Annotated in this window: 16 protein-coding genes; 9 read left to right on the top strand and 7 right to left on the bottom strand. The window is 73.5% G+C overall.

Annotated features, from left to right (window positions below; translation table 11 throughout):
• Positions 1-20 precede the first annotated feature (20 nt).
• Positions 21-371: a DUF488 family protein gene (locus ABZ386_RS36240; protein ID WP_355717582.1), complete on the bottom strand. Its 351-nt coding sequence runs from the start codon at positions 369-371 to the stop codon at positions 21-23.
• Between the two features lie 149 nt (positions 372-520).
• On the opposite strand from ABZ386_RS36240, the gene ABZ386_RS36235 reads away from it, so the two are divergent.
• Positions 521-964, top strand: a complete 444-nt coding sequence (locus ABZ386_RS36235; protein WP_351348402.1) for a DUF6098 family protein — start codon at positions 521-523, stop codon at positions 962-964.
• A gap of 90 nt (positions 965-1,054) precedes the next feature.
• Here the strand turns inward: ABZ386_RS36235 and ABZ386_RS36230 are convergent, their stop codons facing one another.
• Together ABZ386_RS36230 and ABZ386_RS36225 are read right to left on the bottom strand one after the other, a co-directional pair.
• Entirely contained in the window at positions 1,055-1,306 is a 252-nt protein-coding gene (locus tag ABZ386_RS36230; protein ID WP_114257228.1) for a WhiB family transcriptional regulator, read from the bottom strand.
• 101 nt (positions 1,307-1,407) lie between these two features.
• Positions 1,408-2,625, bottom strand: a complete 1,218-nt coding sequence (locus ABZ386_RS36225; protein WP_351348398.1) for a saccharopine dehydrogenase C-terminal domain-containing protein — start codon at positions 2,623-2,625, stop codon at positions 1,408-1,410.
• Between the two features lie 104 nt (positions 2,626-2,729).
• On the opposite strand from ABZ386_RS36225, the gene ABZ386_RS36220 reads away from it, so the two are divergent.
• Positions 2,730-3,449, top strand: coding sequence for a TetR/AcrR family transcriptional regulator (locus ABZ386_RS36220; RefSeq protein WP_351348396.1), 720 nt, complete (start codon positions 2,730-2,732; stop codon positions 3,447-3,449).
• On the opposite strand, the gene ABZ386_RS36215 is transcribed toward ABZ386_RS36220, so the two are convergent.
• Entirely contained in the window at positions 3,438-4,337 is a 900-nt protein-coding gene (locus ABZ386_RS36215) for a LysR family transcriptional regulator ArgP (RefSeq protein ID WP_355717607.1), read from the bottom strand. The two genes, ABZ386_RS36220 and ABZ386_RS36215, sit on opposite strands and share 12 nt — an antisense overlap.
• A 69-nt stretch (positions 4,338-4,406) precedes the next feature.
• Here ABZ386_RS36215 and ABZ386_RS36210 point away from each other — a divergent pair, with 69 nt between their 5' ends.
• Together ABZ386_RS36210 and ABZ386_RS36205 are read left to right on the top strand one after the other, a co-directional pair.
• Complete coding sequence (locus tag ABZ386_RS36210) at positions 4,407-5,024, top strand: LysE/ArgO family amino acid transporter (protein WP_114250061.1); 618 nt, start codon at positions 4,407-4,409, stop codon at positions 5,022-5,024.
• 83 nt (positions 5,025-5,107) lie between these two features.
• The gene (locus ABZ386_RS36205; RefSeq protein WP_355717575.1) at positions 5,108-6,400 is read left to right on the top strand and encodes an MFS transporter; all 1,293 of its coding nucleotides are present in this window, start codon (positions 5,108-5,110) and stop codon (positions 6,398-6,400) included.
• 12 nt (positions 6,401-6,412) lie between these two features.
• On the opposite strand, the gene ABZ386_RS36200 is transcribed toward ABZ386_RS36205, so the two are convergent.
• The 3 genes from ABZ386_RS36200 to ABZ386_RS36190 all read right to left on the bottom strand — a co-directional run bounded on the left by ABZ386_RS36200 (position 6,413) and on the right by ABZ386_RS36190 (position 8,908).
• Positions 6,413-6,868: a cyclic nucleotide-binding domain-containing protein gene (locus tag ABZ386_RS36200; protein ID WP_358967827.1), complete on the bottom strand. Its 456-nt coding sequence runs from the start codon at positions 6,866-6,868 to the stop codon at positions 6,413-6,415.
• A gap of 268 nt (positions 6,869-7,136) precedes the next feature.
• Positions 7,137-8,615: an ornithine decarboxylase gene (locus ABZ386_RS36195; protein WP_358967824.1), complete on the bottom strand. Its 1,479-nt coding sequence runs from the start codon at positions 8,613-8,615 to the stop codon at positions 7,137-7,139.
• A gap of 71 nt (positions 8,616-8,686) precedes the next feature.
• A complete protein-coding gene (locus ABZ386_RS36190; RefSeq protein ID WP_114250057.1) occupies positions 8,687-8,908 on the bottom strand; it encodes a hypothetical protein in 222 nt (73 codons plus the stop codon).
• Between the two features lie 267 nt (positions 8,909-9,175).
• On the opposite strand from ABZ386_RS36190, the gene ABZ386_RS36185 reads away from it, so the two are divergent.
• The 5 genes from ABZ386_RS36185 (at position 9,176) to ABZ386_RS36165 (ending at position 12,891) form a co-directional block, all read left to right on the top strand.
• Complete coding sequence (locus tag ABZ386_RS36185; RefSeq protein ID WP_351348387.1) at positions 9,176-9,610, top strand: ATP-binding protein; 435 nt, start codon at positions 9,176-9,178, stop codon at positions 9,608-9,610.
• A 199-nt stretch (positions 9,611-9,809) separates the two neighbouring features.
• A complete protein-coding gene (locus tag ABZ386_RS36180; RefSeq protein ID WP_351348385.1) occupies positions 9,810-10,673 on the top strand; it encodes an RNA polymerase sigma factor SigF in 864 nt (287 codons plus the stop codon).
• A gap of 28 nt (positions 10,674-10,701) precedes the next feature.
• Positions 10,702-10,965: a DUF5133 domain-containing protein gene (locus ABZ386_RS36175; protein ID WP_351348383.1), complete on the top strand. Its 264-nt coding sequence runs from the start codon at positions 10,702-10,704 to the stop codon at positions 10,963-10,965.
• Positions 10,966-11,078: 113 nt separating this feature from the next.
• Positions 11,079-11,933 (top strand): ANTAR domain-containing protein, encoded by an 855-nt coding sequence (locus tag ABZ386_RS36170; RefSeq protein ID WP_358967821.1) that lies wholly within the window; start codon positions 11,079-11,081, stop codon positions 11,931-11,933.
• Positions 11,934-12,054: 121 nt separating this feature from the next.
• Positions 12,055-12,891 (top strand): DUF1206 domain-containing protein, encoded by an 837-nt coding sequence (locus ABZ386_RS36165; RefSeq protein ID WP_114257227.1) that lies wholly within the window; start codon positions 12,055-12,057, stop codon positions 12,889-12,891.
• The last annotated feature ends 14 nt before the right edge of the window (positions 12,892-12,905 follow it).

The following is a 12,905-nucleotide window of genomic DNA, read 5'->3' as shown; positions in this document are numbered from 1 at the left end:
GTGCGGGACGGCCCGTCCCCTCACGTTTCGAGGAGGCGGGCCAGCACAGTGGCGTGACTCCGCTCCGGCGTCTTCGACGCGGTCAGCAGGGTCACCTCGCCCTCGCGGGCCAGCTCCCGCACCCGGTCGAGGGCCTCGGCCGCCTCGTCGCCGGCCAGCTCCGCCTCGTACCGCCCGGCGAACTCCTCGTACGAGCCGTCGCCCGCGTGGTACCAGCGGCGCAGCTCCGTCGACGGGGTGATCTCCTTGGGCCACTCGTCCACCCGGGCCGCGTCCTTCGCCAGGCCCCGCGGCCACAGCCGGTCGACCAGGACACGCACACCGTCCTCCGGCTCGGGCGGATCGTAGACGCGGCGTACGCGAACGCTCATGCTCGGCCCCTTCTGCGACGGACGGCTGTGCCGCGAGCGTAACCCCGACCGGGTGCCGGCACCCGCCGCGCCGAACGGCCGATTCCGATTCCGCTCGCGCCGGGCGGGTACTCCGTCCGCCTGACGGCGTCGAGGGAGGAGGTCACGACATGAGTGGATCGGACGACCTGCCGGTCGTGCGCACGCTCGCCGAACTCACCGAGCTGGTCGAGCGGCACCAGGGCCTGTACGTCCGCTGGTCGCGCGGCCCGGGGACCGATCTCCGCGACGCGTCCAGCACCGACGACCTGACGGGCGTGTCCATGCCGGGCCTGTCCGCCAACCCGCTCGATGTCGAGGAGTGGTGGGCGGACCGGCCCGTCCGGGTGTGGGTGGCGCGCCGCCTGCACGACTACGCCCACCTGCCGCACGACAAGGGGCCCGGTGTCCACCCGTGGGTGCTGGCGGGCAAGGAGACCGCACGCGGGCCCGACAACGAACCGCTGGTCGCCGACGTCCGGCCGATGTGCCGGCTCGACCAGCAGGTGATCGACGAGGCGAAGGCGGAGGTGGACCGGCAGGAGAACCCCTGGGGGACGCTGCGTCGCAGCTGACGCCCCAGGGGTTCGGCGGGCGGATCGCCCGCTGGGTCCGGTGGGTCCGGCGGGCGGATCGTCCGCCGGTTCCGGTGGGTCCGGCGGGCGTCAGCCTGAGCGGCGCCGGGCGGCCGCGCGCCGCTTCAGGGCACGCCGTTCCGTCTCGCTGGTGCCGCCCCACACGCCGATGGACTGCCCCGTGTCCAGCGCCCACTGCAGGCACTCCTCCTGGACGGGGCAGCGCCGGCACACCGCCTTGGCCTGTTCCGTCTGGAGCAGGGCCGGGCCGGAGGTGCCGATCGGGAAGAAGAGCTCGGGGTCCTCGTGCCGGCAGGCAGAGTGGTCTCGCCAGTTGTCCATCGAAGTCACCTGCATCGCAGTAGAAACGTGCTTGTTCGGATGCTTACTCCTTTTCGGGTCACCTGTCGACGCCTGGTGAAACAGCGCCTTCCCGGACACGCTCACTGCTCGCGCATGCCCCAGGGCGAGCCGTACGCCGTCAGCAGGTCCAGGAACGGGCGGGCCGGGAACGCCTCCGGGCCGAGCACGCCCGCTCCCGACCAGGCGCCGGTGGCGAGGAGTTCGAGCGCGACCACGGGGTTGACGGCGGTCTGCCAGACCACGGCCTGGGAGCCGTACTCGGCCATGGACCACTGGTTGTCGACCACGTGGTACAGGTACACCTCGCGCGGCCGCCCGTCCTTCACGCCCCGCACCCAGGTGCCGGCGCAGGTCCTGCCGCGCATCCGCTCGCCCAGGGCCGCCGGGTCGGGCAGGCACGCGGCGACCACGTCCCGGGGCGAGACCGGCACCGGGCCGTCCGGCCCCGGCACGGTGACCGGCTCGGTGCGGTCCAGACCCAGCAGGTGCAGCGTCTTCAGCGTCTCGACGAACTCCCGGCCCAGGCCGTACTTGAAGGTGACCCGGCGGGCGTCGACCCAGCGCGGCACGAGCAGCACCTCCTCGTGCTCCACGTTCACGCACTCGACCGGGCCGATGCCCTCGGGGAAGTCGAACACCTCGGGCTCGCTGAAGGGTTCGGTGGTGAACCAGCCCCGGCCGGCCTCGTAGACGACCGGTGGGTTGAGGCACTCCTCGATCGTGGTCCAGATGCTGAACGAGGGGGCGAAGGCGTGCCCGTCGACGGTCAGGTTCGCGCCGTCACGGATGCCGATCTCCTCGATCTCGTCGAAGAGTTCGTCGGCGGCGTAGCGCGCGAACACGTCCGACAGGCCCGGCTCCACGCCCATGCCGACCAGGGCCAGGACGCCCTCCTCCGCCCACCGCGCCGCCTGCGCGAACTGCTCGTCGCCGAGCTTGACCCCGCACTCCGCGTACGGCCGCTCGGCATGCGGGCGGGACAGCGACATCGCCATGTCCAGGTAGGTGGCACCGGCGGCGCGGGCCGCTCGGAACAGCGGCATCACGAAGCGGGGGTCGGTGGCGTTGAGAAGGACGTCGCAGCGGTGCCGTGCGAGCAGCCGGGCCACCGCCGCCTCGTCGCGCGCGTCCACCTCCTCCGCGGTGAAGCGGGCGTCGCCGCCGAGCGCCGCGACCGCCGCCCCGGCCCGTGCCGGGTCGTGATCGGCCACCACCATCGCCTCGAAGAACGGCCGCCGCGCCGCGATCCGGGTGATCGCGCCCCCCACGCCACCGGCGCCCACGAGCAGTACACGCATGACAGAAACTCCCTTTTCGCGAAGAACGTGGCGCGCCCTCGGGGGAGATACAACGCGGCCCCCTGTCATAAGGTCAATGGCGTTGGCATAAGGAGGGGGTCGTCGTGCCCAAGCGCGTGGTGCCCGAGGAGAAACGCCGCCGGCGCAGGCCCACCAGGAGCGGCACCGTGCTGTCCGAACGGCTGATCGTCGACACGGCGCTGCGCGTGCTGCGCGAGCACGGCAGCGCCGGACTGACCGCCCGCAGGCTCGGCCTGGCCCTGGACGCCGACCCGAGCACGCTCTACCGGTACTTCCGGGGCATGGACGACCTGACGCTCGCCATCGGCGACGCCCTCATCGGCCAGGCCCTCGACGGCTGGGGGCGCACGGGGGAGTGGCGGGCGGACCTGCTGGCCCTCGGGCTGCGGATCCACGCCGCGTACGTGGCGCACCCGCAGGCCGCGGTGCTCACCGCGAGCCGGGTCTCGGGCCGGGCCAACGAACTCGCCGCCGACGAGGCGGTCCTGGACGTGCTGCGCACCGCGGGCTTCCCGCTGCCGGAGGCGGTGCGCGTCTACCACGCCTTCATCGACACGACCCTGGCCCTCGCCGCGCTCGACGCCGCCTCGCTGGCCCTGCCGAGCGCCTCGCTCCGGGCCGACGAGGAGATGTGGCGCTCGACCTACGCCCGCCTGCCCGCCGCCACCCACCCCCGCATCGCCGAAGCGGCCCCGCTGCTCGCCACCCGCATGCTCACCAGCGCCTGTCCCACGGCCCTGGAGATGCTGCTGGACAGCGCGGCGGCCCGGCTGGACGACAGCCCCGGCGCGTCAAGGCCGTAGCGCCTCCGCGGCGGTCGCCGTCACCGCCTGGGCCACCTGCTGGAGCGCGGGCGAGTCGAGCTTCCACTGCTGCCAGTACAGCGGCACGTCGGTGGCCCGGCCCTCGGCGAGCGGGACGAGCCGGCCGCCGCGCAGCAGGGGCCCCGCCTGGGCCTCGGGCAGCAGGCCCCAGCCCAGTCCGGCCGTGACGGCCTCGGCGAAACCCTCCGAGGTCGGCACGTAGTGCCGCAGCGCGCTCGCGTTGCTCCGCCCCCGGGTGAGCCGGCGGACAAAGTCGTCCTGGAAGTCGTCCCGCCGGTCGAAGGCCACCACGGGCGCGCCGGGCAGCACCTCCTCCAGAGGGCCGCCGAGCCGCCGGGCGGCGAAGCCGGGCGCGGCCACCGGCAGGTAGCGCATCCGCCCCAGGGCCCGTACCGAACAGCCCGGCACGGGATCCGGGGACGAGGTCACCGCCGCCATCACCACCCCCTCCCGCAGCAGCGCCGCCGTGTGGTCCTCGTCCTCCCGGCGCAGCTCGAAACAGAGCCGCAGCTCCTCCGGCACGCGGCTGAGCACGGGGAGGAACCAGGTGGCCAGCGAGTCCGCGTTCACCGCCACCGACACCCGCGTCGGCTCCCCGGCGCCGCTCAGGCCGAGTTCCGCGTACGCGTCGCGCTCCAGCCGCGCCACCTGGCGGGCCAGCCGCACCAGCACCTCGCCCGACTCCGTCGGCCGCACCGGCTTGGTCCGCAGCAGCAGGACCCGTCCGGTGCGCTGCTCCAGGGCCTTCACGCGCTGGCTGACCGCCGACGGCGTCACGTGCAGCGCGGCCGCCGCCGCGTCGAACGTCCCCTCGTCCACGACGGCGAGCAGGGTCCGCACCTGGTCCAGCGGGAGATCCGTCATCATCACGTATGCTAATGATACGTAAGAATCTTTAGCTGTACGCGGGACGCGTCCCTCCGTAGCGTCGACGCCATGACCAGCACCTTCACCGCCGGGGCCGCGGGTTTCGGCACCGGCCTGTCCCTCATCGTCGCCATCGGCGCCCAGAACGCCTTCGTCCTGCGCCAGGGGATCCGCCGCCAGGCCGTCCTCGCCGTCGTCGGCATCTGCGCCCTGTCCGACGCCCTGCTCATCGCGCTCGGGGTCGGCGGGGTCGGCGCGGTGGTGGTGACCTGGCCGGGCGCCCTGACGGCGGTCGGCTGGATCGGCGGCGCGTTCCTGCTCGGCTACGGCGCCCTGGCGGCCCGCCGGGTGTTCCGGCCGGACGGCGGCGCGCTGCGCACGGAGGGGGAGGCGGCCGGATCGGCGCGCCGGGCCGTGCTGACCTGCCTGGCGATGACCTGGCTCAACCCGCACGTCTACCTCGACACGGTGTTCCTGCTCGGGTCCGTCGCCGCCGACCACGGCCCGCTGCGCTGGACCTTCGGCCTCGGCGCCGTACTGGCGAGCCTGTGCTGGTTCACCGCCCTCGGCTTCGGCGCGCGGCTGCTCGGCCGGTTCCTCGCCAAGCCCGCCGCCTGGCGCGTCCTGGACGGCCTGGTCGCCGCCACCATGATCGTGCTGGGTGCCCTGCTGATCATCGGAAGCTGAAAAACGGTCGCCCGGTGACCGGCGGTTGGTGCGATAGTGATCCCGCCCAAAAGATGTAGCGAGCATCGAGAAAGCGGCGGCGCGTGGACACGAGTGAGAGCACGACCGGGCAGCGGGATCCCGAGGCGGAGGCGCCGAAGCGGCGCGGCTGGCGCCGCTGGGCCATGGACACGCGCCCGCTGCGCCGCCCCGCCTACCGGCGGCTGTGGGTCTCCACGATCGTGACGGCCGTCGGCAGCCAGCTCACCGCCGTCGCCGTGCCCAAGCAGATCTACGACATCACGGGCTCCTCGGCGTGGGTGGGCGCGGCGAGCATGGCGGGCTTCGTGCCCCTGGTCGTGTTCGCGCTGTGGGGCGGGGCGATCGCCGACACCATGGACCGGCGCAAGCTGCTGCTGATCACCAACAGCGGCATCGCGGTCACCTCGCTGCTGTTCTGGCTCCAGGCCTTCGCGGGCCTGGAGTCGGTGGCCGCGCTCATGGTGCTGCTCGCGCTGCAGCAGGCCTTCTGGGGTCTGAACGCACCGGCCCGCAACGCCTCCATCGCCCGGTTGGTCCCGGCCGGCGAGCTGCCCGCCGCCAACGCCCTCGGCTCGACCGTGATGCAGACCGGCCAGGTGGCCGGACCCCTGCTCGCCGGTGCCCTCATCCCCGTCGTCGGCCTGCCCGAGCTGTACCTCATCGACGCCCTGGCGCTGTGCGTCACGGTGTGGGCGGTGTACCGGCTGCCGTCGCTGCCGCCCCTGGCCGGCACGGCGCTCCGGCGCGCGGGCGTGAAGGAGATCGCGGCCGGTTTCCGCTACATCTCCGGGCACACCGTGCTGCTGCTGTCCTTCCTCGCCGACATCGTCGCCATGGTCCTCGGCATGCCCCGAGCCCTGTTCCCGCAGCTCGCCGCGCAGACCTACGCCCCGTACGGCGAGGGGCTCGCGCTGGGCCTGCTGTTCGCGGCGATCCCCATCGGCGCGGTGCTCGGCGGACTGTTCTCCGGCACCTTCTCCCGGGCCCGGCGGCACGGCTTGATGGTCATCGGGGCGGTCGTCGTCTGGGGCGTGGCCATCACCGGCTTCGGGCTGAGCTCCAGCCTGTGGGTCGCGGTGGTGTTCCTCGTCGTCGCCGGGGTGGCCGACATGGTCTCGATGGTCTTCCGCGGGGTGATCCTGCTGTCCGCCGCCACCGACGAGATGCGCGGGCGCATGCAGGGCGTCTTCACCGTCGTCGTGGCGGGCGGCCCGCGCCTGGCCGACGTGCTGCACGGCACCGCGGGCTCCGCCTTCGGCCCCCGCACCGCCGTCGCGGGCGGCGGCCTGCTGGTCGTCTTCGTGATGCTGGCCCTGGCCGCCGCGGTACCGGCGCTGCGCCGCTACCGGGTCTGACGGTCCGAGGCCTCACAGCGCCCCGCGCCGGTGCAGCGTGTACTGCTCCATCAGCTTGCCCCGGGTCATCTCCAGCCGGTGCGCGAGCACCTCGGCGACGTTCCGCACCAGCGTCAGACCCAGCTGCGGATCCTCCTCGCACAGCTTCAGCACGGCCCCCGCGTCGAACTCGTACGCCCGCACCGGGCTGAACGCCACCGCCCCGAAGTCCCAGGTGTAGGGCGGGAACAGCCAGGACCAGCCGAGCAGGTCGCCGGCGCCCAGGTTGGCCACGGTGACCCGTTGCAGCGAGTTGACCTGCTGGTCCAGGGAGACGGCGCCGGAGCGGAGGACCCAGAAGCGGTCGGCCGTGCCGCCCGCCTCGAAGATCCGGGCGTCCTCGGCGAAGGACACCTCCCGGCTGAGTGCCATCAGGCGCTCGCGCTGGGGCGGAGGCAGGGCGGCCAGGAGTTTGATCGCTTTGGTCATGACGCGGAGCCTTTCGCCGGGCGGTCGACTACCGGTGCTTTCCCTACGCCCATTTCAGCGGCTGGCGGGCCCCCGGGCACCTCGGCGTACCCGACTTTCCCGGGGCATGAGAAAGCCCTGGCTGGACGGGGGAAACCAGCCAGGGCCGTAAGCGGTGGTGCGCGGAGGACGGGGGTCGACTCCGTCACCACGTATGAATGAACGGTAAACCATCCGGCGCGGCGTGTGCACGGCGGAAACCGGTTGCGTGACCCGTTTCACTCGGGTGTCACCGCGTCTGCTCCGCGACCACCCGGACCGTCTCCAACTCCGGGTCCGTCGGGTCGGGGAGGTGCATGCCCGCCTCCAGCCCCGTGCGCAGATACGCCAGCACCGGCTCCGTGAGGCGCTCGCCGGGAAGGACCGCCGGGATGCCCGGGGGATACGGCGTGATCATCTCCGCCGCGACCCGTCCCGCCGCCCGCGCCACCGGCACGTCCTCGGCCGGGCCGAAGAACGCGTCGCGGGGCAGCACCGCCTGCTCCATCCGCAGCCCCGCGGGTGACGGCACCTCCACCCGCGGCGCCCGGGGCAGGTCCCGCGCGACGCTCGCGAGGTCCCGCAGCGCCTCCAGCAGCTCCCCGGTCGTCTCCCGGTCGTCGCCATGGGTGATCTGCGCGCCGATACGGCGGTGGTCCACCAGATGCGCGTCGATGTGCCGGTGCTCGCGCAGCCAGTCCGCCGCCTGGAAGCCCGTGATGCCCAGCCCCGTGAGGTCGATGACGCCCGGCAGCGGGTCGAAGTCGTCGGCCAGGCCCGGGCCGCAGAAGTCGTCCCGGCCGTTGACGTGCAGCCCGTCGATCCCCTCGATGGCGGCCCGCACCTCGGCCGCGAGGTCCAGCGCCCCGCCCATCAGTTCCTTGCCGTGCAGCGCCATCTGCCGCCGCCAGCCGTCCAGGCCCGCGAAGATCAGCGACGACGGACTGGTGGTGCCCAGCAGGTCCGCCCGCATCCCCAGCAGCGCAGGCGGGACCAGGTCGCCCTGGAGGTGGAAGACGGAACCCTGCTCCAGACCGCTGCCCATCTTGTGGATGCTGGTCACACAGATGTCCGCGCCCGCGTCCATCGCCCAGGACGGCAGATCGGGATGGAACGGCAGATGCGCGCCCCAGGCCTCGTCCACGATCAGCGGCCGCGAGCGCCGGTGGCACACCTCGGCGACCGCCCGCAGATCCGCGCAGCCGCCGTACGGCGTGGGGCTCGTGATCAGGGCACCCCGCGCGTCCGGATGGGCCTCGAAGGCCCGGTCGAAGTCCTCGGCGGACGGCGGATGGGCCAGATGCCGCTCGGCGTCCCAGCGGGGCTCGACCCAGACCGGCTCGATACCGGAGATGATCAGCCCCGCCACCACCGACTTGTGGGCGTCACGCCCGATCAGCAGCTTCTCGTGCGGCCCCGCCACCGACAGCATCGCCGCCTTCACCGACAGGGAACTCCCGCACGTGCTGAAGAACGTGTGCTCCGCGTGCACCGCGTCGGCCATCAGCTCCTGCGCCCGCCGCAGCACCCGGCCCCGGGTGAGCCGGTCGTCCAGACCGCCCGAGGCGAGCACGTCCCCCAGGAACACCGCGTCACCGAGGACCTCGCGGACCTCCGGGTCGGCGCCGCGGGCCTGCTTGTGCCCCGGCGGCGTGAACGACAGATGCCCCTTGCGGCGGTACGCCTCCAGGGCTTCCAGAACCGGTGCTTCGGTGTGGTCGACTGTCATGCGCACCCGGGTTCCCGGCACCGGCCCCGGCAATCAGCCCGGGCCGCGCACCGGACCCGGCCCCTGGCCGGTCAACCCTCCGCCGTGTGTTTGCCCGGGGTCACGATCTCGTCCAGCACGGTCAGCACCGCCTCGTAGGACATCCGCCGCACCGTCGCGTCCCGGGCGCCCTGCGGGTCGGTCGCCCCCAGCTCCTCGCTCCTGCTCCGCCACGCACGCTCCTCCCGCACCGCGCAGTCCCTCGCGCGCTGGATGCGCCGCAGCAATTCATCGGAATCCACCACATCGGTCATGCGCTCCGCGTACCCCGACGGCGCGCGGAGATGGCACCCGACTCACGGCCGTTCGAGGTGTTTTCGCGGCTTCGGCGCCCGCCGGAGGTTTGCAGGTGCGGGGAGAGGTGAGCCGAAGAGAGAGACCCGCGGCGCTCGCGCGGTGCGCGCCCCGAACGCCGCGGCAGGTTGAGGAAGCAGCGGGTCCGCGGGCCCAGGTGTGCCCGTGCGGGCGGCCGCGGAACGCGCTCCGGATCCGGCTTCCGTCTTCACCGAGGGAGCTGCAGGATGTGCGAGGAGCACATGATCGAATCCGTATTCGAGCCGCCCGGCGCGAACCGGGCCCGGCCGCGCAAACCCGCCGAGGCGCGCCGGGCGGTGGAGCGCGCCGTGGCCGAACGGTGCCGCGCCACCCACACCCCGTGCGACGCGGACGCCCTGTCCGACGCGCTGCTCGTGGCCTCGGAGCTGACCACCAACGCGATCCTGCACGGCGGCGGCGTCACCGACTTCCAGGTCGACATCGACGGCCCCGGCGTGCGCGTCTCGGTGAGCGACCGCAGCGACGAACTGCCCGTGACCCCGCCCCGAACAGATCCGCACGGACGAATGCGGCACGGCGGCCACGGCTGGCCCATCGTCTGCCGGCTCTCCCGCGACGTCCGCGTGTCGGACCTGCCCGCCGGCGGCAAGTGCATCACCGCCGTCGTACCCCTGTCCTGAGCAGCCGTGACAAGGTCCCCGGCAGATTGCGAAGCAAAGCGGAGTTTGTTCCACCGGTGGCAGGGCAGACGCAGTTTCGTGCTTCGGACCGGAGGCGCGCCAGCGGGAGCGGTATGACTGCCCCGGAGGCCGTCGAGGCGATCCGGGCGTGACCCTCCCGCGGTAAGTCCCTGAAACGACCGTTCAGGAGCGTATCCGCATGCTCATCGAAACGCCCACCAACCGTCCCGGCACGCCCGAAACGCCGACCACCGCCCCGCGGCGGCGCCACGACGACGCCCCCGACACCGCGGCCCTCTTCGCCCGTATGGCGGAGCTGGAGGAGGGTCCCGAGCGGGAAGCCGTCCGCGACGAGCTCGTCACGCTGTGGCTCCCCATGGCCCACCGCATCGCCGGCCGCTTCCGCGACCGCGGAGAGTCGATCGAGGACCTCCGTCAGGTGGCCGCCCTGGGACTCGTCAAGGCCATCGACCGGTTCGACCCGAGCCGGGGTGCCTTCGAGAGCTACGCCGTGCCCACCATCACCGGCGAGGTCAAGCGGCACTTCCGGGACCGCATGTGGGCCCTGCGAGTCCCCCGCCGGGTGCAGGAACTGCGCAACAAGGTGCGGGTGGCCCGCCGTGAACTCACCCAGAACCCGGGCAGCCCCGAGCCCTCCGTGGCGGACATCGCCACCCACACCGGCCTCACCGAGGAAGAGGTCAGCGCCGGGCTCGAGGCCCTGGACAGCTTCAGCACCCTGTCGCTGGACGCCGAGCTCTCGGCCGACGACGACGGCTACAGCCTCGCGGACACCCTCGGCGCGGCCGACTCGTCCTTCGACACCGTCGTCGACCGCGAGTCCGCCAAGGAGGGCCTGCGCCGCCTGCCGGAACGCGAGCGGGCCATCCTCTACATGCGGTTCTTCGAGGACATGACCCAGAGCCGCATCGCCGACCGCCTCGGCATCTCCCAGATGCACGTCTCCCGCCTCATCAGCCGCAGCTGCGCCCGCGTGCGCGACGAGGTCCTGGGGCAGCGGACGGGCAACCGGGGCACCGGCGGCACCTCCACCACGGCCTGACCCCCCCACCCCACGAGGAGCGAACGACATGCTGAGGCCCCATCCAGCCGTGCTGCGCCGTCTGGTCGACGAGTACGAGGCGCTGACGGCCGCCGAGGCCGCGCGCGGACCGGTCGAGCAGAACCCGCGGGCACGCGACCTGGCGTACACGCTGTGCGTGTCCACCGGCACCCGGGACGTCCGGCGCGCCCTGGAGGCAGCTCGCCAGTGGCTCGCGGCCGCACCCGCACCGGCCGCCGAGACCGCTGCCCTGGCCGCCGGACAGCACGTCCCGGTCACGGAGAACGCCTGACCGGAGTGTGTGCCTGACGCGACGGGGAAGGCGAGAGGCGAACCAGGGCCCGGGCCGACGGCGGCAAGCCGTCGGCCCGGGCCCGTCTGTCGCCGAGCAGAACCAGGAGCCACATGTCGACAGCGGGGCGGACGACCGACGACGACGGCGAGCTGGAGCGCCTGCGCGCCCAGGTGCGCGACCTGCGGGCCAGGGCCCGCGTGTACCCGCTGATCTCACAGGCGCAGGGCATGCTCCAGGAGCGGTACGAGCTGCCCGACGGGGAGAGCGCCTTCGCGCTGATGCAGCGGGCGTCCCAGCGGTACAACGTCAAGCTGCGGACGCTGGCGGGCGTCCTGGTCACCGCACCGCGCCCCGACGGCGGGGAGCCGCTGTGGTTCCCGCGCCGCGTGCGGCAGCCGGAACCGGAGCTGACCTTCACCACGGCCCACCGCTCCTGCTCCGGCAGCCGCGGTGCCGTGCTGAAGGCCGTGCTGAACCGCACCCTGGAGGTGACCGGCACCGACATGGGCAACGTCCAGCTCCCCGACCGGGCCCGCGGCGGCCTGCGCATCGAGGAGCACACCGGGCTCACGCCCGACTTCATCGACTTCTTCGCCCACGTCGGCGACGACGGCACGGCCTGCGCGAAGGCCGCCCGGGACCTCGCCCAGGTCACCGTGCGGGAGGTGGAGAGCGACCCGGTGTTCACCGAGCCCGCCCGGCGGGCCATCCTCGCGGCCGGCAGCAGGGCCTGTCACAGCGTCCCGCTGACGACCGCGTCCGGGCTGTGCGTCGGCATGGTCTCGGCCCACCTGGACCGCCCCCTCCGCGGCCTGACGGCGGCCCAGACCAAGACCCTCGGCACCATGGGCGCCGAAGCGGGCCGCTGGCTCGCCTGGCACGACCGCACGGTGGTCCTGGACGCCCTGGAGTACCTGCACGCCCTGGGCCGCTCCGGCCGGGGCGCACGACTGCGGCGATCCTGAGCCCCGCGACGGACGCGGCGGGAGAGGGGCGGGCCCGGCACTGACCGGAACCCCCTGGTCCGGAGGCCGGTCCGGGTGTGTGACGGCCGAGCCGGGGCATCCGGAGGGCCGGGAGGTCGACATGGACACGAGTGCGTTGGCACAAGGTCGGTTCCGGGCCCGGCGAGCGGCGCGGGGTTCGGTGACCGAGGGGGCGGCCCGGGCGGGACTCGCCGCCCGGGGCGTGATCTATCTTCTGGTCGGTGCCCTGGCCCTGCAGATCGCCTTCGGCGACACCGGCGAGCAGGCCGACCGCGGGGGAGCCCTGGCGGAACTGTCGCAGAAGCCGTTCGGCGCGGTGCTGCTGTGGGCGCTGGGCATCGGGCTGGTCGGCATGGCCCTGTGGCGGCTGTCCGAGGCGCTCTTCGGCTCCGTCGGGCAGGACGGCCGCAGCGCCCGCAAGCGGCTGCTGGCGACGGTCCGCTTCGCCTTCTACGTCTTCGTCGCCTACTCCGTGCTGTCCTTCGCGATGAGCCGCGACCAGAGCGGCGGCGGCTCCAGCGACCGGCAGTCCCGGGACGCCACCGCCAGGGTCCTGGAGATCCCCGCCGGCCAGTGGCTGGTCGGCGCGGCCGGGATCGCGATCATCGCCGCGGGCGGCTGGATCGGCGTACGGGCGGTGCTGCGCAAGTACCACGACAAGCTCCGGCTGGGCCAGATGAGCCACCGCACCCGGCAGCTGGTGGACGTCACCGGCGTGGCCGGCGGCGCCGCCCGCGGACTCGTGTTCGCCATGGCCGGCGTCTTCGCGGTCCGCGCCGCCGTCGACTACGCACCCGACCGGGCCAAGGGCCTGGACGACACCCTGCGCAGCTTCGCCGACACCCCGCTCGGCCCCTGGCTGCTGGTCTGCGTCGCGGCCGGGCTCGTGCTGTTCGGCGTGTTCTCCTTCGCCATGGCCCGCTGGCGACGCGTCTGAGCCGCGTCTCGCGG

This window comes from Streptomyces sp. NPDC006140 (genome assembly GCF_040628815.1).
Classification (GTDB): Bacteria; Actinomycetota; Actinomycetes; order Streptomycetales; family Streptomycetaceae; genus Streptomyces.
This window is presented reverse-complemented; position numbering and strand designations above follow the sequence as displayed.

What these genes read in the sequence shown, in the direction of transcription:
- ABZ386_RS36200 (WP_358967827.1), bottom strand. Translation starts at nt 6,868, where the DNA reads ATGACCAAAGCGATCAAACTCCTGGCCGCCCTGCCTCCGCCCCAGCGC.
- ABZ386_RS36180 (WP_351348385.1), top strand. Translation starts at nt 9,810, where the DNA reads ATGCTCATCGAAACGCCCACCAACCGTCCCGGCACGCCCGAAACGCCG.
- ABZ386_RS36170 (WP_358967821.1), top strand. Translation starts at nt 11,079, where the DNA reads ATGTCGACAGCGGGGCGGACGACCGACGACGACGGCGAGCTGGAGCGC.
- ABZ386_RS36195 (WP_358967824.1), bottom strand. Translation starts at nt 8,615, where the DNA reads ATGACAGTCGACCACACCGAAGCACCGGTTCTGGAAGCCCTGGAGGCG.
- ABZ386_RS36215 (WP_355717607.1), bottom strand. Translation starts at nt 4,337, where the DNA reads ATGATGACGGATCTCCCGCTGGACCAGGTGCGGACCCTGCTCGCCGTC.
- ABZ386_RS36230 (WP_114257228.1), bottom strand. Translation starts at nt 1,306, where the DNA reads ATGGACAACTGGCGAGACCACTCTGCCTGCCGGCACGAGGACCCCGAG.
- ABZ386_RS36225 (WP_351348398.1), bottom strand. Translation starts at nt 2,625, where the DNA reads ATGCGTGTACTGCTCGTGGGCGCCGGTGGCGTGGGGGGCGCGATCACC.
- ABZ386_RS36175 (WP_351348383.1), top strand. Translation starts at nt 10,702, where the DNA reads ATGCTGAGGCCCCATCCAGCCGTGCTGCGCCGTCTGGTCGACGAGTAC.
- ABZ386_RS36190 (WP_114250057.1), bottom strand. Translation starts at nt 8,908, where the DNA reads ATGACCGATGTGGTGGATTCCGATGAATTGCTGCGGCGCATCCAGCGC.
- ABZ386_RS36185 (WP_351348387.1), top strand. Translation starts at nt 9,176, where the DNA reads ATGTGCGAGGAGCACATGATCGAATCCGTATTCGAGCCGCCCGGCGCG.
- ABZ386_RS36165 (WP_114257227.1), top strand. Translation starts at nt 12,055, where the DNA reads ATGGACACGAGTGCGTTGGCACAAGGTCGGTTCCGGGCCCGGCGAGCG.
- ABZ386_RS36240 (WP_355717582.1), bottom strand. Translation starts at nt 371, where the DNA reads ATGAGCGTTCGCGTACGCCGCGTCTACGATCCGCCCGAGCCGGAGGAC.
- ABZ386_RS36210 (WP_114250061.1), top strand. Translation starts at nt 4,407, where the DNA reads ATGACCAGCACCTTCACCGCCGGGGCCGCGGGTTTCGGCACCGGCCTG.
- ABZ386_RS36235 (WP_351348402.1), top strand. Translation starts at nt 521, where the DNA reads ATGAGTGGATCGGACGACCTGCCGGTCGTGCGCACGCTCGCCGAACTC.